Genomic DNA, 24,599 nt, shown 5'->3' with positions numbered 1-24,599 from the left:
TTCAGTTGAGAAAGATTGCGCAGCTCTGCGCCCCGGCAGAGGCGGCAGGCTCAGATGATCATTTCTGACCTACTCGCTATGGAAGCCACCGGATGCCGGCTGATCGCAGGATCCGAGGGGATCAATCGAGAAATCCTCTGGGCCCATAGCTGCGAATTGCCAGACCCCTACCGTTGGCTGGGACAGAACGAACTGTTGATGACCATCGGTCACTGTGTACCCAATGATGCGCAGGAACAAGTTGAGTTCATCCGCCGTCTGGAACGCGCTGGCCTTTGCGGAGTGGTGGTCGAGGATAACGACCTAGCACCACAGCTGCATCCCGAAGCACTAGAGACGGCGAACCATCTCGGGCTTCCGGTGATGTTGATGAAACGTGCAGTTCCGTTTGCCAGCATCGTGCGCATGGTCGCGGCAGCCAACAAGAGTAACCAAGCGCAGCAGCTGATGACGCTGAACCATTTGTATCGGGCAGCCCTGGGCGAGTACGAACACCCTTCTGGCTTTGCGCAACAACTGGAGAGTGTCTTCAAGGTTGCCATGACGGCAGTGGATGTAGCTACCGGTGTTGATGTACTTCCTGGATCGCTCACCGTAGATAGTTCAGAGATCAAGAAGTTGGCATCTGAGGTCTTGCCTTATGGGCAAGGGATGATCAACCGCATGGGTTCATTGCGCGGGGGAGAACTTTCGGTGTGGAGCCTTCCGACGCAACGCTCCACGGTGTTACTTGTGGAAGAAAGCCCTGGCTCTATGCTGGATTCTTTCACCATGACCCATCTAAGTCAGGTCATCGCCGGGGAAGTTAATCGCCGGACTCATACCGCCCTTGGATTGGCGCATCAGCGCCGACACTTGCTCCCTGACTCGCTGGAGAGCAGTACTCCGCAAGACCGTTTGGTACGCGATGCCACCCAACTTGGACAACCAGTTCAAGACCTCATGGTGGCCATTACCTCCACGAACAATGAAGAGCTGGTCTTTTCATCCTTGAGCTTGGCCGGTATCGCCCACGCCAGTCATATACAAAATGGTTACTACGCGTCACTCGTACGCTCTGCGGACTTGCCGGTGCTTCAAAGTTTGAGCGAATACCATGGCATTGGAATTGGCATCTCGCCGACCATCACCAACCTTGGTGGGGTCAAAGATGGGCTACTTCGAGCACAGGTAGCCTACGAATCGTCGGACGGCCCGAAAACCGGAATTGTGCGTTATGACGAAGTCAGTTTTTCCTTAGCTCCGAAGTCCGAAAGCCAAGCCAAAGAAATTGTGGAACGCGTCTTGGGGCCGCTACGTCAGGCCGGTTCCTCTGAACAGAGCCTGATCGATACGCTCTGCGCTTACCTCGATGAAAACCGAAACTGGATTGAAACCTCAGCGAAGTTGGGGATCCACCGCCAGACCTTGAGCTACCGAATCGGGCGAATCGAACAGCTGACCGGCAGAAACCTGAAATCGAGTAAAGATCTGGCCGAGTTATGGATCGCAAGAATCGCGCTGAAGCGTAGCTGAAATTCGTGCCGATAGCTGACGTTTCACCGGCAAGTGCACTGCTTGGCGGTTGCTTGCGCCCCACCGTTCTGTGGGAGAATGAGAGCAAAGTTCCAAGCCCTGAACAGGCTTATTTCTGAAGATTTAAGGACGTATATTCGTGGCCATGATTCCATTGCCGTTGCATTCGGTGGAGACAAATCAGTTCTCTCCGACAGACCCGGCGGACCCTACCTTGGTCCACCGCGGAGAGGGCGGCTCTGAAGTCCGGCGCAGTATCTTGCCTGGCGGCGTTCGCGTACTTACTGAAGCCATGCCCGGACAACGCTCAACTACCGTAGGCTTCTGGGTTCCAGTGGGCTCACGCGATGAAGAGGCTGGCCACTACGGGTCAACCCACTTCCTAGAGCACCTGTTGTTCAAGGGAACAAAAAAGCGTTCCGCTTTGGAGATCGCGCAGTCATTTGATGCTGTGGGCGGCGAATCAAATGCCGCAACCGCCAAGGAATCGACCTGCTACTACGCACGGGTACTCGATACCGATCTGCCGATGGCACTAGATGTCATCGCAGACATGGTCACCTCGGCAGTCATTGACCCACAAGAGCTGGAGCAGGAACGCGGCGTCATCATCGAGGAATTGGCGATGGACGCTGATGATGCGACAGACGTAGCCCACGAACGTTTTGTTGCCCGAGTCTTGGGGGAGCACCCACTGGGTCGCCCGATTGGTGGCACCCCAGAAGAAATCAACAACATCAGCCGTGAAGCAGTGATGGAGCACTACCGCGCCCATTATCGTTCGAGCGAACTGATCATTACCGCCGCTGGCTCGCTAGAGCATGACACGTTGTGCACCATGGTGCTTGAAGCCCTGGGTGAAGCTGGCTGGGATCTAGATCCGCTGGCCGTGCCTGAACCGCGACGTGCGGCGCAACCGGCGCAGATCACCTCAAGGGCTGGCATTGAAGTCGTCAACCGTCCAGTGGAACAGGCCAATATCATCATGGGCTGCGCTGGCATCACCGGGCATGACGAGCGCCGTCAGGTTTTGGCCGTCCTCAACGCCGTGCTGGGCGGGGGAATGAGCTCACGTTTGTTCCAGGAAATCCGCGAAAAGCGTGGACTGGTGTACTCAACCTATTCCTTCTCGGCCGCTTACACAGATGCAGGTTACTTCGGCATGTATGCCGGATGCGCACCGGCTAAGGCTGGCGAAGTCATCACGTTGCTCGGTGCTGAATTGGATCGGTTGGCCAGCGAGGGAATCACTGAAGCCGAGCTAACCCAAGCTAAGGGTCAGCTTGCTGGCGGCACTGTACTGGCTCTGGAGGATCCGGGAAGCCGTATGTCGCGTCTTGCACGCGCAGAGATGGTTACCGGCGAATTCCAAGACATCGATGAAGCCTTGGACAAGGTGAACGCGGTGTCCGCCAAGCAAGTTCAAGAGCTCGCTCAGGAACTGGCCGCCAAGGACCGAGTCATCACCGTTGTCGGTCCGTTCGAAGACGAGGCCGCTCTGGGTCTATAGGTCCTATGAAAAACCGCGGTATCCCAGCTAAGAGCAGGGATACCGCGGTTTTTCTTGCTTCAGGCCGTTAGCTAGCTAATTGGCAGCGTCAATAATCCTGGCTATCTCGGGCGCATGAGAAAAATTGAAACCGTGGGCGCCTTGTTTCATGATGGTCAGCTTGGCGCGTTCAATTCCGGCGATCAGACGTACACCAAATTCTGGCGGAGATAATGGATCTCGAGTACCGCAGAGAACATCGATCGGACAGGTGACGGTCTTGAGCAGATTAATGGTGGAGTAACCCAACATCTGCTCGCAACTCTTGGCCCACCACGGAATGCCACAGCGAAGATAGTCAACTAGCAAGATGGCTTTGACCGAGTTCAGCTCGTGAGGAAAGTCTTGGATCAGTCGGCGTGCTTGCCGGAACAGCGTGGCTTCCCGGTCGTAAACCGAGGGGGCTGCGACAAGCAGGTGCTTGACCAATGTAGGCCAGGTTCGCGCAAGTTCGATGGAGACTTGGGCGCCCATTGAATGGCCGAGAACGATTGCCTTTTCAACTTTCAGCTCACGAAGGGCCAGGGCAACTTCGTGGGCAAACCGGGCTACAGTTACCGGACGGCCGTCATCTAAATTCTTGCCGTGACCCGGTAGCTCCGGAACGATGACCCGATATTTCCTCGCAAGGATATTTGCTAGGGGAGTGAAGTATCTGCTGGAAGCTCCCAACCCATGAATGAGAACTACGTCCGGTCCGGTTCCGGCAACCCGAACGGACAGACGGGTATTGAGGGTAGAGGGCAACTGCCCAAAATATTCGTGACGCACGTGGCCTTTCATGGCGCTAGATGTGCGCTCACAAACCTTTAAACAACAGCAGGATTGCTCACCCACCGTTTACTTCATCAACTGCCGCAAAACCTATCCGGTGGCCCCCGTGGCGTGCTGGGTGATGGCCGAACGTAGATCTTCAGGGAAAAGCTTCTCTACGTCCTTCGCATAGTTACCGCCTTCATCGGGGCGACGTAGCTTGTCACCATCGATGCGGAATGGGAAGGCATCTGCCTGGGCGACTGCTTGAGGATCGCTCTCTTCGGCCGGTGCACAGGTGGCCCAGCCATAAGTGGTGGAAGCTTCAATGCGGAAAATTTCGACCTGACAGGATGCGCCATCAATGACGGTTCCCTGCTCTTGAACTACGTTGACTACGTCGGCGAGTTCTTGATCGGACAGCGAAATCGGTTCGGTATCTGACCCGCACGATGTCACAGCGAAGGTGGCAACCAGTATGACACTGATGCCTAGACTTAAACGTCCCATTTTCTGACCCATAGCCCTGCTCACTGTTCGGAGGTTCCTGAAGCTTATTTTTCCCCGAGTTGCGGGGCAAAACAAGCTGGACTGGCCGTAGAGCAGCCACCGATTCAAATTATTTGGATGTTCAATGATCACCGGCATTACGGAATGGTGAGGCGGGCACGTCATTGTTGGCTAGAGGGAGCCGACGAAAACGATAGGCTTAAGCTCATGAGTGCACAGATCAAGGTAGCCGTGCTCGGTGCGGCCGGACGAATGGGAGCCGAAGCGGTCAAGGCCGTTAACGAAGCTGCCGACATGGAATTAGTAGCCAGTTTAGGTCGAGGCGATGACCTCGCTCAGATTCTTGAGGCGGGAGCAACCCACGTGGTTGATCTGTCGGTTCCGGATGCTACCGAAGCCAACGTTCGCTTCGCGGTGGCGAATCACCTGCACGCAGTGGTCGGAACCACCGGGTGGGATGACGAACGCCGGGCTGAGCTTGAAGCGCTACTGGACAAGAGTCCGCAGACCGGTGTGTTGATCGCACCAAACTTCGCTCTGGGATCGGTGCTGGCCAGCGCCTTCGCTGCCACCGCAGCAAAGTACTTTGAATCTGTAGAAATTATTGAATTGCATCACCCGAACAAGGTTGATGCTCCCAGCGGAACAGCAGTGCGTACTGCCGAACTCGTGGCGAAGTCACGTGAAGCTGCCGGAGTTCCAGCCAGCCCCGATGCCACCGAAACTCAGCTTGATGGCGCTCGCGGCTCGGTAGTGGACGGCATCCATGTACATTCGGTTCGACTGCGTGGGCTGGTGGCACATCAGGAAGTACTTCTTGGCGGCCAAGGAGAACAGCTGACTTTGCGTCACGATTCCTTTGACCGTGCTTCGTTCATGCCAGGGGTCTTGTTGGGACTGCGAACCGTAGAGTCGCGCCCAGGACTGACCTATGGCCTAGACGGATATTTGGAGCTCGGACAGTGAAAACCAAGCTTTGGGTCGGCGGGATACTCCTGCTCTTTGCCTTGTACATCGGCATGACCTTCACTCAGGCCTTCCGCTTTATGGGCTCAGGCGTATTGATTGCTCAGCTCATGGGTGTGGCGATCTTAGTCATTCCTGCGCTCTGCGTTTGGATCCTGATTCGTGAAATCCTCTTTGGGCTACGTACCGAGAAGATGGGTAAATCCTTGGCCGCCTCGGGCGAACTGCCTAAGGACCTGCCCCGAAAGCCGTCGGGCCGTATTATTCGTTCCGCTGCAGACGAAGATTTCCCCAATCATCAGCGTGACGTTGAAGAGAACCCAGAGTCCTGGAAATCTTGGTACCGTTTGGCCCTGGCCTACGAAGCCTGTGGCGATAAAGGTCGGGCTCGAACCTCCATGCGCACCGCGATTGGACTATGGCGCGAAGCCGAGAAAGTTAGCAAGTAGCTTTTAGTTTGAAAAGAATTTGGCCAGGCACATAAGTGCCTGGCCAAACGTTTAGCTTCTAGAAACGCAGCTTGCGCAGATAATTGAAACCAACCTCCGCAGTCTGCAGCGGAGTGACATCAGGGCTGTCGTTCTCCACAACAAATTCCTTCGGCCGGTGTGCGGAGAAGATACGCGAGAAGTCGATGGCTCCCGTGCCTAGGTCCGCAAAGTCACCGGAGAGATCGCGGTCTTTGACGTGGTACTGCAACGTCTCTTGCGGAGCCTGCGCAATCGTGTCGATGGCAAACTGGATAGGATCCTTCGCTCCCACTCCGACACCACCGGTCACTGCCCAGTACAGATCAACTTCCAGGTGCACCAGACTTGGATCCAGACGGCTAGTGAAGACATCCCATGGGGTCAGCCCGCCACCAAGGTCGGTGGTGAATTCGTGGGCGTGGTTGTGATATCCGTATTTCAGACCGACAGCTGCAGCGGCAGCTGCTTCCTCATTCATTTGGTCGGCCCAGCGGCGCCAGTCATCTCCATTGCTGGAAACCAGATATGGAACGTTGATGTAGCTCTGTCCCAACGTGAGTGCATCGGCGAGCTTCGTTTCCAGTGCGGCTGGCGAAGCGCTCATGCCGCTGTGGCTGGAGGAGGGCGTGATGCCTAGCGAGTCGAGGGTGCCGCGCAATTGCTCGGCGGTACGTCCATAGAACCCAGCTAGCTCAATTTTGGTGTATCCGTAGTCGGCTAGTGCTGCCAGCGTCTGGTCAACGCCTTCACCATTCATGATTGAACGAAGGGTGTACATCTGGATGCTGATCAGTCCCGGTGGTACTGGGCGGCGCCCGGTCGGTGCCGCAATTGCTGGGGCTACCCCCATTCCGGCCAGACCGATGGTGGCGCCTAGAGCAGCGGCTCCAGTGAGGAATCCGCGGCGGCCCACCTCCTTTTGCTCCAGTGAGCGTTTGAGGGCGGCGGGAGCATTAAATCCGAAGCACATAGTGACGCCTTTCTAGCGTTCCGTAAACGCTAGATGCGACAAGCACCAGCGCATAAATCATGTGACGGAGCTAACACTATTTTTGATCTCTGTCGCCTGTCAAGCAAAAGTTGTCGAAATTCGACGAAAGGTTGTTGATCTAGTCGGACTTAAGTCCGTTGACGAGCGCATCAATATGTTTTGGCGACATGGCATGGTGAATGGCGAGCATGCAGGCACCGAGCACTCCGGCATCGAGCCCGGGTCCTGACTGCACAATACGCAAATGCTGGGTGGCCACCGGGATTGCGCGTGAATAGACCACTTCTCGGATGCCAGCAATAAAGTGTTCTCCGGTAAGGGTCATCGAGCCACCGATGACAATAACTGACGGGTTGATCAGGCTCACGCAAGCGGAGAGAACCTCACCAACGTCGCGTCCAGCTTGTCGTACGGCGTGTACGGCCTCGGCGTTGCCAGAGCTGACCAGTGCAATGACATCGTCGCTGGTGTTGGCGTCATGACCGAGTGCACGCAACTTCTTTGCCACAGCAGGGCCGGAGGCAACGGCTTCGAGGCAGTCTAGATTTCCGCAATGACAAGGGATGCCGGTGCCGTTGTGTACGCGAATATGTCCGATATCGCCAGCAACACCGTCTGCACCACGTTGGAGTCTGCCGCTGGATATTATTCCGGAGCCAATACCGGTGGCGATCTTGACGAAGAGCATGTTATCTACATCTGGCCACGAGGCATTGCGTTCGCCCAGTGCCATGATGTTCACGTCATTGTCTACGAGAACTGGGACGTGGAAGTGATCTTTAAGTAAGCCGGGTACGTCAAAACCGTTCCAACCAGGCATGATCGGTGGGTTGAATGGCCGTCCGGTGCGATATTCAACTGGACCTGGGACGCCCACGCCGACGGACAGCAGATCGTCGGGGGAGTGCTTGGTGTCTTTGAGGAGTTTCTTACCCATCTTTACCGCGGTTTCAAGCACAATTTCCGGGCCCTTAGAAACCTCAATGCTTTGACCATCTTCTTTGAGCCTGTGCCCGAGTAGATCAGTTAATGCCACCCGGACGTGGGAAGCGCCGATATCAATCCCCAGAACAACCTTGCTTCCGGCCTTCAGTGCAATGCGCGTAGAGGGGCGTCCGCCCGTGGAAATGGCATCATCCACGTAACCCACGAGTCCGAGCTCCATGAGGGCTTCGATGCGCAGGGTGACTGTTGAACGAGCCAGCCCCATAATGTCTGCGAGTTCAGTACGAGTGCGTGGGCGCCCGTCGCGAAGGATCTGAAAAAGTTCACTTGCGCCTGAACCGCTGAGGCCACTGAAATTACTTATGTCATTCATCGACTCATTAGACCACGAAAATCGACGAAACACCTCGAAGTCATCCAAAAGTGTCGCCGTAAGTGTTTGCTGAACTACAACCCACGAGTGATCCACCGGCTGCAGGCGCGTCCAAGACAATTGCATGGCTAGCGCGGCTTGCCGCAAACCGAGCCGTGGCACCAGGACGTTAGGTCCGCTAATTGGGCAGGGATGTGTCCATGTATGGGTCTATGACAACGACGGTTTCAGGACTTCAGCGGTAGACGGAGAACTGGCCGAGTGAAGCTGCGCTTAATCCACAACGGGCCAACTAGGGCACGCACTTCCGTGCACGGCGCACCCAGGAACGATTTTTGGACTCGACATTAAAAGGCGCACCACCCACCGACGCATACGCTGGCTGATTCAAGACGTCGCGCATTTGTCGGTGGGTGTATTTGCAGTCCTCCAAGATCCTCGGCCGTTGATCAAGGGCCAGCCCCGATGGCGTGATCGGATATTCCGCGTGGATTGTTGGAAGCCAGGTTGGAACTATACCTTGAGCGGTAGCTTCTTGGCTTTACGGACCTTGCCGGAAGCGAAACGCTGCTGCAGTAGAACTGCCAAGACGATGATCGCTCCCTTGGCCAAGGCCTGAACCGAGGTGTCCATGTTGTTCTGGGTGAACACGTTTGTCAGCGTACTGAAGATCAGGACACCAAATACGGTACCCATGATGGTGCCTCGACCACCCACCAGAAGGGTTCCACCAACAACTACGGCGGCAATGGCGTCCAGCTCGTAGAGGTAACCGTGGGTTGAGGTACCCGAGGTAGTGCGGCCCATCATCATCAGCCCGGCGATACCTGCAGCAACACCAACTAAGACATAGAGCGAAACGATGTGGCGCTTGACCTTGATACCGGCAAGACGCGATGCTTCGAGGTTGCCACCGATGGCTACGGTGCGTCGTCCAAAGGTGGTTCGGTTGAGCAAGAACCACCCTGCGGCAGCCACCAAGGCGAAGATCCACACGAGTACGGGAACTCCGAGGAAGTCCGCGCGCATGAATTTGGTGAAGTCCGTATTGGTCACCAGCAAGGTGCGGCGTTCGGAAATGATTTCTGCCAGACCACGAGCAGCAACCAAGGTCGCCAACGTGGCGATAAAGGCCACCACATTGCCGTAGGCAATGATGACACCGTTGATTAGTCCCGCAATAGCGCCAACAAGTAACGACACCACAACCATGATGAGCCAGGTGGAATCCGAAGCTGCAGCCTGCACCGCGGTGAGGCTACCAACCACGGAGGTCAGGCCCAGTACCGAACCAACCGAAAGGTCAATGCCTCCCGCGGTAATGACAAACGTGACACCAATGCTCAGCACACCAATGATTGATGCGTGCCGCAAGATCACCAACATGTTTTCTGATGAAGTGAAACGATCACCGCTGGTAATCAGGCCGATGAGGACCAGCACTACCAAGGCAACCACCAAGCCTAAGCTCCTGCCAGCCGGTCCGTGCATCAAGTTCTGCACTAGGCCACCTGAACGGTGTGAAGTGCCGGAGTTCTCTGCTTGCTTCTGAGTAGACGCAGCGATGGGTTGCTCAGCAACCTCGATCTTCTGCTTGCTCACGCGGCACTTCCCTTCATGACGAGGTCGAGCACACCGTGCTCGTCGATTTCAGTTGCTGTTTTTTGTGCGAGAACCTGTCCGTTGTCTATAACCAAGACATTGTCGGAGAGGCCGAGGACTTCTTCAATCTCGCTGGAAATGATGATGATGGCTGTTCCTGCATCGGCCAAGCGTCGGATGAGAGTGTAGATTTCTGCACGTGCACCGACGTCCACACCACGAGTTGGCTCATCGAGCAGTAGCACTTTTGTGCCATGAACTAACCAACGGGCCAATAAGATTTTTTGCTGGTTGCCACCGGAAAGTGTGCGCGCCGGTCGCTGCGGGTCTGCAGGGCGTAGCTCTAGCGCCTCGATTTGTTCGCTGGCCGCACGACGTTCTGCAGCCTCGTCTAACAATCCAGTGCGTGAAAAACGTTCAAACGTGGATAGGGTGACGTTCTTGTAAATGGGTTCATCGAGGATCAAACCTTGGCTTTTGCGTTCCTCGGGGGATAAACCGATTCCCGCTGTCACCGCGGAAGTGACCGAACCAGCTGTCAGCCGCTTTCCATTAACGGTGACCTGTCCGGCGCTGGCCTTTCGGGCTCCGTAGATCGTCTCGATGATTTCGGAGCGTTGGGAGCCGACGAGTCCGGCAAAACCGAGGATTTCTCCGGCGCGTACGCTGAAGCTGAGTTTGTCGAAGTGCCCTGCGAGTTCCAGGTCAGTGACTTCTAGAACCACGGGGGCCGTGACGGAGATTGGAGTGCGTTCCGGGAAGACGTTGGATACGTCGCGACCGGTCATCCGACGGATGAGTTCGGCTTTGGGAGTGTCTGCAACGTCCATGTTGTTGGCGGTGCTCTGACCATCTTTGATCACCGAGATCCGATCACCGATCTCTCTAATCTCTTCAAGACGGTGGGAGATGTACACAACCGCAATGCCTTGAGCGGTTAGTTCGCGGACCACTCGGAAGAGATTCTGGACTTCGCCGGCATCAAGGATGGCGCTGGGCTCATCCATGATGATCAGCTTGGTGTCGCGGGACAGTGCCCGGGCCATGCTGACGATTTGTTTGTTAGCTGCTGAAAGTGTGCCGACTTCGCGCGAAGGAGAGAGGCTGCCGTGGCCCAGTCTTTTTAGGAGTGTGCGGGCAATGGCATTGGCCTTCTTCACATGAAGGACCCCGCCGGTTGCTCGTTCATGTCCTAGAAAGATGTTCTCCGTGATGCTCAGGCCGTCAACGACGTCGAGTTCCTGATACATGGTGGCGATGCCAAGGCTTAGTGCCGCGGTGGGAGTGGAGAGGTCAACCTTTTCGCCGTCCCAGAAGATTTCACCGCTATCGGGCTGGTGTACACCAGACAGTGTTTTGATCAGCGTGGATTTACCTGCGCCGTTCTGTCCCATCACGCAGTGGACTTCACCGGGTAGCACGGACAAGTCGACGCCTTTGAGCGCTTGAACGGCGCCGAATCGCTTTGTAAGCCCGCGAACATCAAGGAGCGGACGTGGATTTTCATCTTTCAGCATGTGATGAAACTAACACATTATGTCGGCAATCGGTAGAAGTTCGTCGATTTTCCCCGAACTTCTGTTATTGTGACACTAGTCACGTTGACGGGCGCCCGAACAGTTCGGTCTGCATGCGGCGTCGACGCACCTAACTCACTGAGGAGATAGACATGTTTGCAGTTCCATCCGGACGGAAAATGCTCGTCACAACCGGTGCCCTTCTGGCGATCGGCGCACTGATCACCGGCTGCTCGTCGGGTTCAGATGGCGAAAGTGCACAGCCATCAAATGCCTCCAGCGAAGGCAACGCCGCAACTGGCGACAAGGTAGTCATCGGTTTTTCGGGTCCGGCTGCGGATCACGGGTGGCTCGGTGCCATCAACTCGGCCGCCATCGCGCAGGGCGATTCCTTGGAAGATGTTGACCTGCGAGTTGCTGAGGGCACCAACGACGCCAACCTGCAGATCAGCCAGGTTGAACAGTTCATCAACGACAAGGTCAACGCGATCGTTCTGCTGCCAACTGACGGCGCAGCACTAACTGCTGTGGCAACCAAGGCCATGGAAGCGGGCATTCCGGTCATCAACGTGGACCGTGAATTCTCCAGCCCAGCTGCCGCTCGCACCACCATCCTGGGGGACAACTACGGAATGGGACGCAGTGCCGGTGAATACATCTGTGAACGATTGGGTGATAAGCCTGATGCCGTTGTCGCAGAAATTCCCGGTGTTGATTCTTTGCCACTGACCCAGGAACGCAGTAAGGGATTTGAGGAAGCACTCAAGGTCTGCGGACTCGACGTTGATAACCGCGTGCCAGCAGACTTCACCGTTGCAGGCGGCGAAGCAGCCGCTTCCCAGCTACTATCAGCCGCACCAAAGATCGACGCTATCTGGAATCACGATGACGACCAGGGCCACGGTGTCCTAGCTGCCATCGACAGCGCCGGACGCGACGAATTCTTCATGGTTGGCGGTGCAGGTTCAAAGAACGCTATGGACCTGATTAAGGGTGGTGAATCGGTGCTTGAAGCCACCGTTCTGTACCCATCCACCCAGGCCGCCGATGGAGTGCGCCTTGCGCGACTGATCGCCCAGAACAAGGCCATGAGCGATTTGGTCGAGGTCGAAGCTCCGAAGCGCATCGTTTTGAACGCTCCGGTAGTTACCAAGGACAACGTCGACCAGTATCTGCCGACCGCATTCACCTCCTAAACGGAGCCCGCAGTGATTCGGGGTGGCTAGCCACAGCAGGCAGGCCATCCCGAACATGACCCCCACAAGATCCATCGCAGGAGGAAGTACATGCCCAACCAAAAAGCAGTCTTAAAAGTAGCCCTGATTGGGCATGGATTTATGGGGGCCGCGCATTCACAAGGGTGGCGCGTTGCGCCTAGATTCTTTGATCTTCCACTACAACCAGAGATGACCCTGCTCGTTGGTCGCAATGCTACGAACGTTCAGGCGGCTGCCGCAAAATGGGGTTGGGCCGAAACCTCTACCGATTGGCGTTCGGCCATTGAACGCGATGACATCGACGTGGTCGACATCGTCACTCCCGGCAATTCTCACGCTGAGATCGCCATCGCTGCACTAGCCGCAGGAAAGCATGTGCTCTGCGAAAAACCGCTGGCCAACACCCTTGAAGAAGCCAAAGCCATGGCCGAGGCTGCGCAAAGCGCCGGCAATGACATTCAGGCGATGGTCGGCTTCACCTATCGCCGGGTACCTGCGGCCACTTTTGCTCGCGAGCTGGTGACCAGCGGCGTCATTGGGCAGGTGCGTCAGGTGCGTGCAGCCTATCTACAGGACTGGCTAGCTGACGCTAACTCTCCATTAACCTGGCGGTTGCAGAAAGAACATGCGGGAACCGGTGCGCTGGGTGATATTGGTGCCCATGCTGTGGATCTATCCCAATTCATCACCGGACAGAAGATCGTCGGGGTGAGTGGTGTGATGGAAACTTTCGTTCACGAACGCCCCCTGCAGGATTCACCGTCACAACTCGGGCAGGTCAGCGTGGATGACGCGGCAGCGTTTACGGCCCAATTTGATGGGGGAGCGCTAGGCACTTTCGAAGCCACCCGCATGGCCACGGGGCGCAAAAACTCGCTACGCATTGAAGTCTCCGGTTCAAAGGGTGCAATTTCTTTCGACCTGGAGAACTACAACTCACTGGGTTACTACGATGCCACCGCGCCTGACACCAGACAGGGCTTCGCCCAGATCATGGTCACCGAGCCAGCGCACCCCTACATGTCAGCATGGTGGCCCACCGGCCACACGCTGGGCTACGAACATGGATTTGTCCATCAGGCCAAGGACTTTATTGATGCCATTGGTGCAGGCCAGCAACCTGAGCCTTCCTTCGCTGATGGCCATCAGGTACAGCGTGTTTTGGACGCGGTCCAGAAAAGCGCGGCCAACAACAGTACGTGGGCAACCACCATCTAGGAATCACTGCAGTACAGTACGACGGAAGCAATCACAAGGAGTCAACGGATGGCACGCGATTTCACTCTATTCACTGGCCAATGGGCAGACTTGCCCTTGGAGGAAGTGGCCCGACTAGCTGCTGGTTGGGGATACGACGGGCTGGAGATCGCGGTCTCCGGTGAACATCTTGACGCTTGGCGTTGGGACGATGATGACTACATTGCCGAGCGCCTTGGCATTTTAGAAAAATATGGGCTGAAGGTCTGGGCGATCTCCAACCATCTGAAAGGGCAGGCGGTGTGCGATAACCCGATCGACTTCCGCCACCAAGCAATTGTGGGTGAAAAGGTTTGGGGCGACGGTGACCCGGAAGGGGTGCGTCAGCGAGCCGCCGAGGAATTGAAGAACACTGCGCGACTGGCCAAACGTCTAGGGGTCAAGACTGTTGTGGGGTTCACCGGATCCTCAATCTGGCAGTACGTAGCGATGTTCCCGCCGGTACCGGCAGAGGTCATCGACGCTGGATATCAAGATTTTGCTGATCGATGGAATCCAATTCTGGACGTCTTTGACGAATGCGGTGTGCGCTTTGCTCACGAAGTCCATCCGTCAGAGATTGCTTATGACTACTGGTCCACCGTCAAGACCCTCGAAGCCATTGGGCATCGTGAGGCCTTCGGGCTGAACTGGGACCCGAGCCACATGGTGTGGCAGGGTATCGATACGGTCGCGTTCATTTCAGACTTCGAGGAGAAGATCTATCACGTGGATTGCAAGGACACCCGCATGCGTATGGGCAACGGTCGCAACGGTGGGTTAGGCTCCCACCTTCCGTGGGGAGACCCGCGACGCGGCTGGGACTTTGTCTCCGCTGGCCGTGGGGACGTGCCGTGGGAAGACGCGTTCCGCGCCCTAACTGCCATTGGTTACGACGGCCCGATTTCAATTGAATGGGAAGATGCCGGCATGGATCGCCTGTTTGGAGCGCCGGAGTCACTTGCAGCGTTGAAGAAGCTGGATTTCCCCGCCTCCTCAACCTCTTTTGATGCAGCCTTTAAGCAAGACTGATACGAAGCAAAAGACCAACCCGCTGTAGCGCCCGACTCACAATCAGAGAGAGTCGGGCGCTACAGCGCTGTTTGTCATTTGTTATTCGGGGTGGACTTCTGTGTCCCGGAAGTGGCATCGGCACCACTCAGTATCCGTATGCAGAATTCCAAAGGGCCCGAAGCTTTGGTCAAGCCCAACCAGAGGCCAAAACCTGCGGTGACGGTAATCAAGATCCACCAAATCACGACCGGTTCAAGGAAATACTGCAGGGCTGGCAGCAACACAATATGTCCCGCATAGAGGGTTAGCGGTGCCCGGCCGGCCCCGGCGAGGATCCTTCCAAGCACGCCAAGGTGAGGGATGACAAGCAAGAGCAGACCAATGACTGCCACGGCGCAGCCGGCCGCATGCAGTGTGGCCAAGAGCGAGTTGCTGTGGCCGGTGGGCAGCCACAGGTAGTCGATGTTTGTCAGGTAGGGATCAAAATTGATCCCCGGTAGCCGGCCTGCCGCGATGAGCGTAGACACGGTCGAGGACGGTGTCCCTACGGCCTGGGAAATTTGCTCTGTATGCCCCAAACTCACTGCACGGCCAACAAGGTAGGTGCCAAGAGCTACGAGGGTGCCAATGATGCTTAGGCTGGCCGCGATCTTTTGGCTACGCAAATTGCAACGAGCTAGACAGATCCCCAGCAACCCGTAACCGAACCAAATCATCAGTGGGTAGTATCCGGTAACTAACAAATCTTGGAGCAGTGGTGCTGGAAGTAGGAGGTCAAAGTAGGTTGGATTATGGCCCAGAGATTGCCCCAGCCAGGCTGCTGCGAGTGGACGCCATAAAACCGGCATAACTATCACCCAAGACGCCGAGACTACCCAAATGGTTATTCTCGGGAGCCTGAGGGCTAGTGGAAGCAAAAGAAACAGTAGCCCATAGTGGACAAGAATGACTGCGATACGTTCATTTGCCGACCCAATTAGCATTCCGAGGCCTGCAATTATTAATGCTCTCCGTGCAAGGACTGAGTAAATCTTAGGGTACGAAAAGCCTTTACGAGCTAGCGATTCATGCATAAGACTCAGTGATAAACCCGCCAGCACCATGAACAAAACTGAAGCCCGCCCAGAAGCCACAGATCCGGTAAATGTAGGGGAAAATCCGCTGTCGCCGTTGGCCTGATAGAGCGCAAAAATGTGTGCCGCAAACATGCCAAGAATGGCAAGTAGACGTGCTGCATCAACGCCTAACAGACGCTGTTGCTTCCCCGAAATTTGCATAAAGTTATCGCACCACGGATTTGTCTGTGGATGCCATCTCAACATGCGCGCGTGTAGATTTAAAACCATGGCTACAAGTGCAATTGATAATCAGGCATACCCATTCGGTACTGTGCTTACCGCAATGATCACTCCCTTCGATGACGCGGGAGAGGTCGACTACGCGTTGGCAACAAAAGTGGCACAGAAGCTTGTCGATGATGGCTGCGACGGTTTGGTGGTCACTGGTACCACCGGTGAGACCTCAACCCTGAGCGATGAAGAGAACATCAAGATGTTCCGCACCGTTGTTGAAGCAGTTGGAGACCGTGCAGCAGTGCTGGCCGGTTCCACCACCAACGACACCCGCCACTCGATCAAACTGTCGCTGGCCGCCAAGGCAGCTGGCGTAGACGGTGTGCTGTTGACCACCCCGTACTACAACAAGCCAAGCCAAGCAGGCGTCATTGCCCACGTAAAGGCCATCGCTGAAGCGGTAGAGCTGCCAATCATGCTCTACGACATCCCAGGACGAACCGGAATCGCACTGGCTCCTGAGACCATTATTGAACTTTCCAAGATTCCTCAGGTCATTGCCCTCAAGGACGCAAAGTCGGACTACCAGTCAACCACCACCGTGCTGGCCAACACCGACCTTCATGTCTACTCGGGTGACGACGGACTGACCTTGCCATTGATGGCAGCAGGTGCTGTCGGCGTGGTTTCGGTTACGGCTCACGTTGCAGCTGCTAAGTACCGTACGCTTGTTAATGCAATGCATGCAGGGGATTTGGCTACTGCACGCACCACACACTTTGAGCTGGACGCGATTCAGCGCGGCATCATGGGCCACATACAGGGCGCCGTGGCCGCAAAATATGGACTTCACTGGCAGGGTGTCCTGCCGAACACCGTCGTCCGACTGCCGCTTATGGCACCGTCGGACGCAGAGCTCGATGCTATCCGCGCGGACCTACGTGAAGGCGGATGGGATCTGTAACGAAAGGGACTAACTACACATGACTGAGAGTTCAGTAGGTAAGGCTGATTCTGCACGTTTGCAGACTCCAGCCAGGCTGAAGAAGGGAACAATGCGAATTGTTCCCCTCGGCGGTTTGGGCGAAGTCGGCCGAAACATGACTGTATTCGAGCTCAACGGGAAACTGTTGATCATCGACTGCGGTGTGCTGTTCCCAGAAGAACACCAACCTGGCGTGGATTTGATCCTGCCGGACTTCTCGTACATCAAGAACCGCTTGGCTGACGTGGTGGGCGTAGTGCTCACCCACGGCCACGAGGATCACATTGGTGCTGTTCCATACCTGTTGCGTCTGCGCGAAGATATTCCAGTATATGGGTCGAAGCTGACCTTGGCCTTCGTTGAAGCAAAACTGGCTGAACACCGGATCAAGGCCAACACCAACATTGTGGTGGAAGGCGAGGTCGCGCAGATCGGCAACTTCGAATGTGAATTTGTCGCTGTGAACCACTCGATTCCAGATGCGCTGGCAGTGTTCCTGCGTACCGAAGCCGGTACCGTGCTGCACACTGGTGACTTCAAGATGGATCAGCTGCCACTAGATGGTCGCATCACTGACCTTCGCCACTTCGCCCGTTTGGGTGAGGAAGGCGTGGACTTGTTCCTGCCTGACTCCACCAACGCTGAAGTTCCAGGCTTCACCGTGGCAGAGCGCGAAATTGGCCCAGTGCTTGAAGCCAAGTTCGCACGGGCACGTCGCCGCATCATTGTTGCTTCCTTCTCCTCGCACGTTCACCGCGTGCAGCAGGTATTGGATGCGGCAGCAATGCACGGTCGCAAGGTGGCCTTCATCGGCCGCTCGATGGTTCGCAACATGGGCATCGCCGAACGTCTTGGCTACCTAGATATCCCGCAGGGTGTGCTGGTTGATCTTAAACAGATCGATTCGCTGCCAGACCACAAGGTCGTGCTGATGTCTACCGGTTCGCAGGGCGAGCCAATGGCTGCGCTGTCGCGTATGGCCAACGGTGAGCACAAGGTTCAGATCAACCCAGGCGATACTGTGATCCTGGCTTCCAGCCTGATCCCAGGTAACGAGAACTCGGTCTTCCGTGTGATCAATGGTCTGATGCGTCTTGGCGCCGAGGTCATCCACAAGGGCATGGCTAAGGTTCACGTTTCCGGTCACGCTTCGGCGGGCGAGTTGCTGTACTGCTACAACATCCTGCGTCCAAAGAACGTGCTTCCGGTCCACGGCGAAACTCGCCACCTGATTGCCAATGGCCGTTTGGCTGCGCAGTCCGGCGTTCCAGAAGAGAACGTCTTGCTGGCTGAAGATGGCTCGGTCATCGACATGAAGGACGGCGTCGCTCAGCTGGTTGGACAGGTTGAATGTGGCTACGTCTATGTTGACGGTTCAAAGGTTGGCACCATCACCGATGATGACCTCAAGGATCGCGTCACCCTGGGTGAAGAAGGTTTCATCTCGGTGATCACCGTGATCAACCGCCAGAATGGCACCATCATTTCCGGCCCAGACATTCACGCTCGCGGTGTGGCTGAAGAAGACTCAGTCTTCAACGAAATCAAGCCAAAGATTGCAGCTGCCATTGTGGAAGCGGTGTCGAATAACCCGAACCACTCCACACACCAGCTACAGCAGATCACCCGTCGTGTCATCGGCTCGTGGGTCTCGCGCAAGCTACGCCGACGCCCAATGATCGTTCCGGTAGTGCTCGAAGCCTAAGCTTTGTGACTAGAAAACTAATACCCCAAAACCACCGTTGCGTGGTTTTGGGGCATTAGTCGTTTTTGAGCAATTGTTTAGTTCCAGCCCAACAGCCTGTTCGGGGTTGAGGTAAATGACGGCGAGAGGGACTCGGGTGTTGCAATCATTGCGGGCGACGATTCAACAACTTTGCCAGCGCGGAATTTTGAACCGGTAGCCTCGGGCCAGTTAGTGCAATCCACCTGATCCAGCACCTTGCCTGTGTGCACTTCCATCATGATCACCGATGTGGTCTCGGGCGCTTCCAACCGCTGGAGTACTTTTCCGGTACCAACTTCCATGACCACCACCGAACCCCACTGCGGTGAGCTGTCAGCTGGCGTCTGGCTAGCCGAAGCTGGGGAAGCCAGCGCTACCGCTGTGACTAGTAGTGGAGCGCTGAGCCAGGCAAAGGTTCGAAGCTTCATGAGGATCCTTATAATCGGTGAAGAATCCGTCTAAATCCTACTGGTGACTAGAGCATTATTTGGCATTGATCGAGAGAATCAGCAGTAACGCAGAAAGATCCGTGCCGTACCAGTGTTCTTCGAGGTCCTTTGAGGCAGAATTATCTTCAAAGCCATCTATAGGAGTCGGCACATGATTGAATTCGAGAACATATCCAAGCACTACCCGGATGGTACGACGGCAGTCAAGGATTTCAACCTGCAGATTCCTGCACACAGTTCCACAGTTTTTGTTGGTTCTTCCGGTTGTGGCAAGACTACTTTGCTACGAATGATCAACCGGATGGTGGACCCAAGCTCCGGAACGGTGCGAATCGATGGGGAAGACATTTCCACTAAAAATGCAGTGGAGCTTCGCCGCAGTATTGGCTACGTTATGCAGAACTCAGGATTACTTCCGCATTTCACCGTGGCCGATAATATCGCCACCGTTCCACGTCTAATGGGGCAATCGCGTAGGGACTCACGCCGCAGAGCGTTGGAATTGATGGAGACCGTGGGCTTGCCTACTTCAATGGCAGATCGGTACCCGCACCAGCTCTCCGGTGGCCAGCAACAACGTGTCGGTGTAGCCCGAGGCTTGGCTTCGGACCCAAATATTTTGCTGATGGATGAGCCCTTTGGCGCAGTAGATCCCATCGTGCGCTCCGAACTGCAAAGCGAACTATTGCGGCTACAAAAGGAACTCGACAAAACCATCGTTTTTGTCACCCACGATATCGACGAAGCGTTTTTGCTGGGGGACCAAGTGGTCATCCTTGCTGCGGGTGCCCAAAAGCTTCAGGTAGGTAGCCCGAGCGAAATCATCGAAAATCCAGCCAATGATTTTGTCTCTTCCTTCATTGGGACAGACCGTGGCGCTCGCGCCATGAGCGTCAAACAAACACCACAAGGCCCGGTACTGGTGGATTCGCAGGGCCGAACTCAGGGCCGACTCGTTGAAGACGGGCCGCGGTAATGAGTTGGATTTCTGAGAATTTTCAACTGATAAGTTCACTGTCGATAGAGCACTTGCGACAGTCCTTGATCGCCATTGTCATCGGATTTGTGCTCTCCCTTCCCTTGGGTTGGGTGGCGTGGCGATACAAACTCGTTGGCGGACCGTTGGTGACCCTGACTGGCCTGCTTTACACGATTCGTTCGCTCGCGTTGTTGATGATTCTTCCGGTGATTACCGGAATGAGCGCGATTAGCGAAGCCAACCTGATCGTAGCTTTGAGCCTTTATGCTGTGGCCATCATGGTTCGTGGTGTTGTTGACGGTCTAAACTCTGTTGACCCCGCAGCTCGTTCGGCAGCTACCGCAATGGGGTACGGAACAACCCGCCGATTCTTCGCTGTTGACCTGCCACTAGCTGGTCCAGTGATTCTGGCGGGACTTCGGGTCACTGCAGTGAGCACGATTTCGCTGGCCACGGTGGGCATCCTGGTAGGCGTGACAAACCTGGGCTACTTGTTCACCAATGGTTTGCAGCGACGCATCATCGTTGAGGTATTTGCCGGCCTATTGGCGGTGGCGCTGATTGCTTTGGTTGTTGATCTACTGTTGATGCTGATCGGCCGTTGGCTCATGCCATGGAGCAGAACAGATAACCGGCGAAGCCGTTCGGTACAAGCTCAGGCTACTGCAGCGGTGGCCTCATGAACCTACTATCTGACGCATTCAAGTGGCTGGTCGCCCCAGAACAATGGGAAGGCAAAGATGGGCTGGCCGTACTACTGGGACAGCATCTGCTGTTCACCTTCATCTCGGTCGTGATTGCCGGGGCTATCGCGATTCCTGTCGGCTGGGCCATCGGGCATACCGGTAAGGGACGAGAGATCGCGGTGGGGGCAGCTGGTATTGCCCGTGCGGTACCGTCTTTTGGATTGTTGATATTGCTGGTGTTGCTTTTGGGCGTCACCCACAAACCAGAAGCGGCTGTCCTAGCATTTGTCGTATTGGCTATTCCGTCATTACTGGCCGGAGCCTATACAGGTTTCGAAGCGATTGACCGGAAAACCATCGACGCGGCCCGAGCTATGGGAATGACTGAATGGCAAATTTTGTTCAAAGTTGAGATACCTCTTGGGCTCTCACTATTAGTTGGCGGTATTCGAGCAGCAGTGTTGCAGGTAGTCGCTACGGTAACCATCGCAGCGTATGTAAACCTTGGCGGTCTCGGCTTGCCGATTATTACCGGGCTGAATCTGCGTCGCTTCGACATGGTTCTCGGTGGCGCTCTGCTTGTAGCCGTGGTGGCCTTGCTGCTCGACATGCTCCTTGCCATGGGACAGAAAGCGGCAGTGCCTCGCGCACTAGGATCAAAGCAGAGAAAAGTTAGAACTCAAGATTCGAAATCTTCACTCGCACAAGAGAAAGAACTGACATGAGAATAAAGCAGGCATCACGCGTTGCTGCAGTAATCACAGCTGGAGCACTAACCTTGGCTGGTTGCTCTAGCTCGGATCCATTGGCCACGCAGAGTGGCTCGGAAAACAGTGGCTCCGAGAAAATCGTTGTAGGTTCACAGGCTTACTATTCCAATGAAATCGTCGCGGAGATCTACGCGCAGGCTCTGGAGAATTCTGGGCTTGAAGTTGAACGAAAGTTCAACATTGGCCAGCGCGACGCATACATGCCGCAGCTCGAAAACGGCAGCATCAACGTGTTCCCTGAGTACACCGGTAACCTGCTGCAGTTCTTCAAGGAAGATACTAAGTCTCGCTCATCTGCGGATGTGTACAAGGAACTAGAAGGCCAGCTGCCTGACTCGTTGGCTGTTTTGGATGAAGCGGAAGCCTCGGACCAGGACTCCTACACCGTCACCCGCAAATTTGCCGACGACAATAATCTGAAAAGCATCGAGGACTTGGCAAAGGTCAAAGATGAATTGACTCTTGGTGGTCCACCAGAGCTTGCCGAACGTCCTTACGGCCCGAAGGGATTGGAAAGCACTTACGGAGTGAAGACTGATTTCTCTGCCACTGGTGATACGACGGTTGAAGATCTTGTGGCTGGCACCGTGAACGTGGCTAACGTATTTACCGCGGATCCTCGCATCAAGACCGAAGACCTAGTGGTACTTGAAGATCCTAAGTCCCTCTTCCTTGCCTCGAACGTTGTTCCTGTCGTTACGGCGGATCAGTCTGAAGAGCTTGGGAAGGTCTTGGATCCAGTGAGCAAGAAGCTCACCGCTGAAGAGCTTATTGACCTGAACGTGCAGAGCACCGTTGATAAGAAGTCAGCTGCGGACATTGCAAAATCTTGGTTGTCTGACCAAGGTCTTTAGGTCCTAAAGCGCTAACTTATTTACTGTTCACTTCAACGGTCATCTTTACGGGAGTAAATCCTCAAGGATGACCGTTGACGTGTTTTAACGCACAATCCAGATACCCAGAGGTCTTCAGCAAAGTGATAGCCTCCCGATAGGTAGTGAACGCCACCCTGTTCAGTTACCTGTTCAATCAGTCGCCGCGAAAGGGACCAAGCAAGATGACATCCGAAGCAGTAAAGGTAGACAAGCACTACGACCTGATCATCCTTGGCACCGGCTCGGGTAATTCAATTCCTGGACCCGAATTTGATGACAAATCAATTGCCGTCATCGAAAAGGGTGCGTTCGGAGGTACCTGCCTCAACGTTGGTTGCATTCCCACCAAGATGTACGTCTACGCAGCTGATACTGCTTTGGAAACAAGGGAGTCATCGCGTTTAGGGGTTGACTCCCAAGTGAATTCCGTCGACTGGTCAAGCATTGTTGACCGGGTATTTGATCAGCGGATTGATCTCATCGCCAAGGGTGGGGAAGAGTATCGACGCGGAGATAAGACTCCAAATATCGACGTCTATGATCAGCATGCACGTTTTGTATCCGAGCGTACTTTGCGAACAGGGCAAGGATCAGAAACCAAAACGATCAGCGCGGACCAGATAGTCTTGGCCGCTGGATCACGTCCGGTGATTCCCGAAGTGATTGCCGAATCAGGCGTGCATTTCCACACCAATGAAGACATCATGCGCCTAGCGCAGCAACCAAAATCCATCGTGATCGTTGGTGGCGGATACATTGCCATGGAGTTCGCTCACGTCTTTGAAGCGCTAGGCACCAAGGTCAGCATCATCGCGCGCTCGCAGTTACTGCGCCACCTCGATACCGAGCTTCGCGAATCCTTTAATGAATTGGCTGCGAAACGCTATGACGTGCGTATGGGGCGAAACATCACCGGCGTGAGCCAAGGGGACTCAGAAGTAACGGTGGAAATGGATGATGGATCCACAGTGAGCGGGGAAGTACTACTTGTGGCAACAGGTCGCACTCCTAACGGTGACCAGCTGGATCTGGAATCAGCCGGCATTGACGCTAAAGATGGGCGCATCAGCGTAGACGAATATGGTCGCTCCACTTCGGCCGAAGGCATCTGGGCGCTGGGGGATATCTCCTCGCCATACATGCTCAAGCATGTTGCCAATGCTGAAATGCGCGCGGTACGTCATAACTTGCTCAACCCTGACGCGCTGAAGAAAATGCCACACGAGCACGTCCCGGCGGCGGTCTTTACGCACCCGCAAATTGCCTATGTTGGCATGACCGAAGAAGAAGCCCGCGAGGCAGGGCACGAGGTGACCGTCAAGGTGCAGAAGTATGGTGATGTCGCGTACGGCTGGGCCATGGAAGACAAAACCGGCATCGCCAAGCTCATTGCTGACAAGCACACCGGAAAGCTGTTGGGTGCTCACTACATGGGGCCGCAAGCCTCATCGTTAATCCAGCAGATGATCACGGTCATGGCTTTTGACCTAGACGTACGTGAAGTAGCAAGCAATCAATATTGGATCCATCCAGCATTGCCGGAAGTCACCGAAAACGCATTGCTCGGGTTGGACTTTTCCTAGCTCAGCAAGCGCGGCAACGGTGTCAAAATCGTTACGAACAAATCAATAAAACTACTAGTGAACGCCACCTGAGCAACCTAGACTGAAGCCATGAACCAGATGACCGCTGCGCCAGTGTCCGACATGACCAAAACAATGTTCATGATCTCTGGCGCGGTGGGCATGGTCCTTGGCATAGTAGCTTTTTCTGCGATGTTCGGATCATTTGCAGTGGACGAGATTTCCAGCAGTGGCCTTTGGGCTTGGATCAGTGGCGGCATCTGGCTATGGGTTCTAATTGCAGCGTTGAGCGGAATAGTCATGGGAGTACTGTGCTGTTCCGCGATGTATGTGGCCATCGAGATCCACGCCGTGAAGTGCGCGTCAGATACCTCGGCTACACAATCAGTGGCTGCGGGCTTCGGCGCCGTAGTCGCAGGGGTTCTGCCAGCAGTATTGATTATTGGTCTAGGAATCAACGCGCAGGATCCGTGGCCGTCTACGTTGACTGCACTGGGATTCTTGCTTGTCTGTTTTGCTGTTGGTTTTGTGATCGTCGCCGGATTGAACCTGAACCACTCGCGTAGCCAGAGGGCTTAGAGCGCTCGGGCGAAGAC

23 protein-coding genes are annotated in these 24,599 nt (G+C 55.3%); 15 read left to right on the top strand and 8 right to left on the bottom strand.

Annotated features, from left to right (window positions below; translation table 11 throughout):
* The first annotated feature begins 54 nt into the window (after positions 1–54).
* Both EYR88_RS11725 and EYR88_RS11720 read left to right on the top strand, forming a co-directional pair.
* On the top strand, positions 55–1,515 hold the full coding sequence (locus EYR88_RS11725) for a PucR family transcriptional regulator (RefSeq protein ID WP_131089952.1): 1,461 nt from the start codon (positions 55–57) through the stop codon (positions 1,513–1,515).
* Between the two features lie 145 nt (positions 1,516–1,660).
* The gene (locus EYR88_RS11720) at positions 1,661–3,025 is read left to right on the top strand and encodes a pitrilysin family protein (protein WP_131090360.1); all 1,365 of its coding nucleotides are present in this window, start codon (positions 1,661–1,663) and stop codon (positions 3,023–3,025) included.
* Positions 3,026–3,100: 75 nt separating this feature from the next.
* Here EYR88_RS11720 and EYR88_RS11715 read toward each other — a convergent pair whose 3' ends face one another.
* Entirely contained in the window at positions 3,101–3,835 is a 735-nt protein-coding gene (locus EYR88_RS11715) for an alpha/beta hydrolase (RefSeq protein WP_165477354.1), read from the bottom strand.
* Positions 3,836–3,928: 93 nt separating this feature from the next.
* Positions 3,929–4,327 (bottom strand): hypothetical protein, encoded by a 399-nt coding sequence (locus tag EYR88_RS11710; RefSeq protein ID WP_131089950.1) that lies wholly within the window; start codon positions 4,325–4,327, stop codon positions 3,929–3,931.
* 207 nt (positions 4,328–4,534) lie between these two features.
* Here EYR88_RS11710 and dapB point away from each other — a divergent pair, with 207 nt between their 5' ends.
* A complete protein-coding gene (dapB, locus tag EYR88_RS11705) occupies positions 4,535–5,293 on the top strand; it encodes a 4-hydroxy-tetrahydrodipicolinate reductase (protein WP_131089949.1) in 759 nt (252 codons plus the stop codon).
* Positions 5,290–5,742 carry a tetratricopeptide repeat protein gene (locus tag EYR88_RS11700; protein ID WP_131089948.1) on the top strand — a complete coding sequence of 151 codons (453 nt, stop codon included), beginning with the start codon at positions 5,290–5,292 and terminating at the stop codon, positions 5,740–5,742. The genes dapB and EYR88_RS11700 overlap by 4 nt, the downstream gene beginning before the upstream one ends.
* A gap of 58 nt (positions 5,743–5,800) precedes the next feature.
* Here the strand turns inward: EYR88_RS11700 and EYR88_RS11695 are convergent, their stop codons facing one another.
* From EYR88_RS11695 to EYR88_RS11680, 4 genes are all read right to left on the bottom strand, one after another.
* A complete protein-coding gene (locus tag EYR88_RS11695) occupies positions 5,801–6,733 on the bottom strand; it encodes a sugar phosphate isomerase/epimerase (protein WP_131089947.1) in 933 nt (310 codons plus the stop codon).
* A 139-nt stretch (positions 6,734–6,872) separates the two neighbouring features.
* A complete protein-coding gene (locus tag EYR88_RS11690) occupies positions 6,873–8,072 on the bottom strand; it encodes an ROK family transcriptional regulator (RefSeq protein ID WP_131089946.1) in 1,200 nt (399 codons plus the stop codon).
* Positions 8,073–8,585: 513 nt separating this feature from the next.
* Positions 8,586–9,563, bottom strand: coding sequence for an ABC transporter permease (locus tag EYR88_RS11685; RefSeq protein ID WP_131090359.1), 978 nt, complete (start codon positions 9,561–9,563; stop codon positions 8,586–8,588).
* A 107-nt stretch (positions 9,564–9,670) separates the two neighbouring features.
* Positions 9,671–11,191 carry a sugar ABC transporter ATP-binding protein gene (locus EYR88_RS11680; protein ID WP_131089945.1) on the bottom strand — a complete coding sequence of 507 codons (1,521 nt, stop codon included), beginning with the start codon at positions 11,189–11,191 and terminating at the stop codon, positions 9,671–9,673.
* 152 nt (positions 11,192–11,343) lie between these two features.
* Here EYR88_RS11680 and EYR88_RS11675 point away from each other — a divergent pair, with 152 nt between their 5' ends.
* The 3 genes from EYR88_RS11675 to EYR88_RS11665 all read left to right on the top strand — a co-directional run bounded on the left by EYR88_RS11675 (position 11,344) and on the right by EYR88_RS11665 (position 14,676).
* Entirely contained in the window at positions 11,344–12,387 is a 1,044-nt protein-coding gene (locus tag EYR88_RS11675; RefSeq protein ID WP_131089944.1) for a substrate-binding domain-containing protein, read from the top strand.
* A 90-nt stretch (positions 12,388–12,477) separates the two neighbouring features.
* On the top strand, positions 12,478–13,626 hold the full coding sequence (locus EYR88_RS11670) for a Gfo/Idh/MocA family oxidoreductase (protein WP_207306520.1): 1,149 nt from the start codon (positions 12,478–12,480) through the stop codon (positions 13,624–13,626).
* 48 nt (positions 13,627–13,674) lie between these two features.
* Positions 13,675–14,676 (top strand): sugar phosphate isomerase/epimerase family protein, encoded by a 1,002-nt coding sequence (locus EYR88_RS11665; RefSeq protein WP_131089943.1) that lies wholly within the window; start codon positions 13,675–13,677, stop codon positions 14,674–14,676.
* A 74-nt stretch (positions 14,677–14,750) separates the two neighbouring features.
* Here EYR88_RS11665 and EYR88_RS11660 read toward each other — a convergent pair whose 3' ends face one another.
* Positions 14,751–15,935 (bottom strand): heparan-alpha-glucosaminide N-acetyltransferase domain-containing protein, encoded by a 1,185-nt coding sequence (locus EYR88_RS11660; protein ID WP_165477353.1) that lies wholly within the window; start codon positions 15,933–15,935, stop codon positions 14,751–14,753.
* A 67-nt stretch (positions 15,936–16,002) separates the two neighbouring features.
* On the opposite strand from EYR88_RS11660, the gene dapA reads away from it, so the two are divergent.
* Positions 16,003–16,914 (top strand): 4-hydroxy-tetrahydrodipicolinate synthase, encoded by a 912-nt coding sequence (gene dapA, locus EYR88_RS11655; RefSeq protein ID WP_131089941.1) that lies wholly within the window; start codon positions 16,003–16,005, stop codon positions 16,912–16,914.
* A gap of 19 nt (positions 16,915–16,933) precedes the next feature.
* Positions 16,934–18,640, top strand: coding sequence for a ribonuclease J (locus tag EYR88_RS11650; RefSeq protein WP_131089940.1), 1,707 nt, complete (start codon positions 16,934–16,936; stop codon positions 18,638–18,640).
* 77 nt (positions 18,641–18,717) lie between these two features.
* Here EYR88_RS11650 and EYR88_RS11645 read toward each other — a convergent pair whose 3' ends face one another.
* Positions 18,718–19,089, bottom strand: coding sequence for a hypothetical protein (locus tag EYR88_RS11645; protein ID WP_131089939.1), 372 nt, complete (start codon positions 19,087–19,089; stop codon positions 18,718–18,720).
* Positions 19,090–19,261: 172 nt separating this feature from the next.
* Between EYR88_RS11645 and EYR88_RS11640 the strand changes: the two genes are divergently transcribed.
* From EYR88_RS11640 to EYR88_RS11615, 6 genes are all read left to right on the top strand, one after another.
* Positions 19,262–20,086: an ATP-binding cassette domain-containing protein gene (locus tag EYR88_RS11640; RefSeq protein WP_131089938.1), complete on the top strand. Its 825-nt coding sequence runs from the start codon at positions 19,262–19,264 to the stop codon at positions 20,084–20,086.
* On the top strand, positions 20,086–20,772 hold the full coding sequence (locus EYR88_RS11635; protein WP_131089937.1) for an ABC transporter permease: 687 nt from the start codon (positions 20,086–20,088) through the stop codon (positions 20,770–20,772). Before EYR88_RS11640 ends, EYR88_RS11635 begins: the two co-directional genes overlap by 1 nt.
* Positions 20,769–21,500: an ABC transporter permease gene (locus EYR88_RS11630; RefSeq protein ID WP_131089936.1), complete on the top strand. Its 732-nt coding sequence runs from the start codon at positions 20,769–20,771 to the stop codon at positions 21,498–21,500. The genes EYR88_RS11635 and EYR88_RS11630 overlap by 4 nt, the downstream gene beginning before the upstream one ends.
* Positions 21,497–22,399 carry an ABC transporter substrate-binding protein gene (locus EYR88_RS11625; RefSeq protein ID WP_131089935.1) on the top strand — a complete coding sequence of 301 codons (903 nt, stop codon included), beginning with the start codon at positions 21,497–21,499 and terminating at the stop codon, positions 22,397–22,399. The genes EYR88_RS11630 and EYR88_RS11625 overlap by 4 nt, the downstream gene beginning before the upstream one ends.
* A 203-nt stretch (positions 22,400–22,602) precedes the next feature.
* The gene (gene mtr / locus EYR88_RS11620) at positions 22,603–24,003 is read left to right on the top strand and encodes a mycothione reductase (protein ID WP_131089934.1); all 1,401 of its coding nucleotides are present in this window, start codon (positions 22,603–22,605) and stop codon (positions 24,001–24,003) included.
* 90 nt (positions 24,004–24,093) lie between these two features.
* Entirely contained in the window at positions 24,094–24,582 is a 489-nt protein-coding gene (locus EYR88_RS11615) for a hypothetical protein (protein ID WP_131089933.1), read from the top strand.
* Positions 24,583–24,599 lie beyond the last annotated feature (17 nt).

This window comes from Arthrobacter sp. S41 (assembly GCF_004320535.1).
Lineage (GTDB): Bacteria > Actinomycetota > Actinomycetes > Actinomycetales > Micrococcaceae > Glutamicibacter.
The sequence above is the reverse complement of the archived record's forward strand: the minus strand, read 5'-3'. Positions and strand labels throughout refer to the sequence as shown.

Coding starts and splice junctions, on each gene's coding strand:
- EYR88_RS11725 (WP_131089952.1), top strand. CDS start 55: ATGATCATTTCTGACCTACTCGCTATGGAAGCCACCGGATGCCGGCTG.
- EYR88_RS11720 (WP_131090360.1), top strand. CDS start 1,661: ATGATTCCATTGCCGTTGCATTCGGTGGAGACAAATCAGTTCTCTCCG.
- EYR88_RS11710 (WP_131089950.1), bottom strand. CDS start 4,327: ATGGGACGTTTAAGTCTAGGCATCAGTGTCATACTGGTTGCCACCTTC.
- dapB (WP_131089949.1), top strand. CDS start 4,535: ATGAGTGCACAGATCAAGGTAGCCGTGCTCGGTGCGGCCGGACGAATG.
- EYR88_RS11695 (WP_131089947.1), bottom strand. CDS start 6,733: ATGTGCTTCGGATTTAATGCTCCCGCCGCCCTCAAACGCTCACTGGAG.
- EYR88_RS11690 (WP_131089946.1), bottom strand. CDS start 8,072: ATGAATGACATAAGTAATTTCAGTGGCCTCAGCGGTTCAGGCGCAAGT.
- EYR88_RS11685 (WP_131090359.1), bottom strand. CDS start 9,563: ATGCACGGACCGGCTGGCAGGAGCTTAGGCTTGGTGGTTGCCTTGGTA.
- EYR88_RS11680 (WP_131089945.1), bottom strand. CDS start 11,191: ATGCTGAAAGATGAAAATCCACGTCCGCTCCTTGATGTTCGCGGGCTT.
- EYR88_RS11675 (WP_131089944.1), top strand. CDS start 11,344: ATGTTTGCAGTTCCATCCGGACGGAAAATGCTCGTCACAACCGGTGCC.
- EYR88_RS11670 (WP_207306520.1), top strand. CDS start 12,478: ATGCCCAACCAAAAAGCAGTCTTAAAAGTAGCCCTGATTGGGCATGGA.
- EYR88_RS11665 (WP_131089943.1), top strand. CDS start 13,675: ATGGCACGCGATTTCACTCTATTCACTGGCCAATGGGCAGACTTGCCC.
- EYR88_RS11660 (WP_165477353.1), bottom strand. CDS start 15,935: ATGCAAATTTCGGGGAAGCAACAGCGTCTGTTAGGCGTTGATGCAGCA.
- dapA (WP_131089941.1), top strand. CDS start 16,003: ATGGCTACAAGTGCAATTGATAATCAGGCATACCCATTCGGTACTGTG.
- EYR88_RS11650 (WP_131089940.1), top strand. CDS start 16,934: ATGACTGAGAGTTCAGTAGGTAAGGCTGATTCTGCACGTTTGCAGACT.
- EYR88_RS11645 (WP_131089939.1), bottom strand. CDS start 19,089: ATGAAGCTTCGAACCTTTGCCTGGCTCAGCGCTCCACTACTAGTCACA.
- EYR88_RS11640 (WP_131089938.1), top strand. CDS start 19,262: ATGATTGAATTCGAGAACATATCCAAGCACTACCCGGATGGTACGACG.
- EYR88_RS11635 (WP_131089937.1), top strand. CDS start 20,086: ATGAGTTGGATTTCTGAGAATTTTCAACTGATAAGTTCACTGTCGATA.
- EYR88_RS11630 (WP_131089936.1), top strand. CDS start 20,769: ATGAACCTACTATCTGACGCATTCAAGTGGCTGGTCGCCCCAGAACAA.
- EYR88_RS11625 (WP_131089935.1), top strand. CDS start 21,497: ATGAGAATAAAGCAGGCATCACGCGTTGCTGCAGTAATCACAGCTGGA.
- mtr (WP_131089934.1), top strand. CDS start 22,603: ATGACATCCGAAGCAGTAAAGGTAGACAAGCACTACGACCTGATCATC.
- EYR88_RS11615 (WP_131089933.1), top strand. CDS start 24,094: ATGAACCAGATGACCGCTGCGCCAGTGTCCGACATGACCAAAACAATG.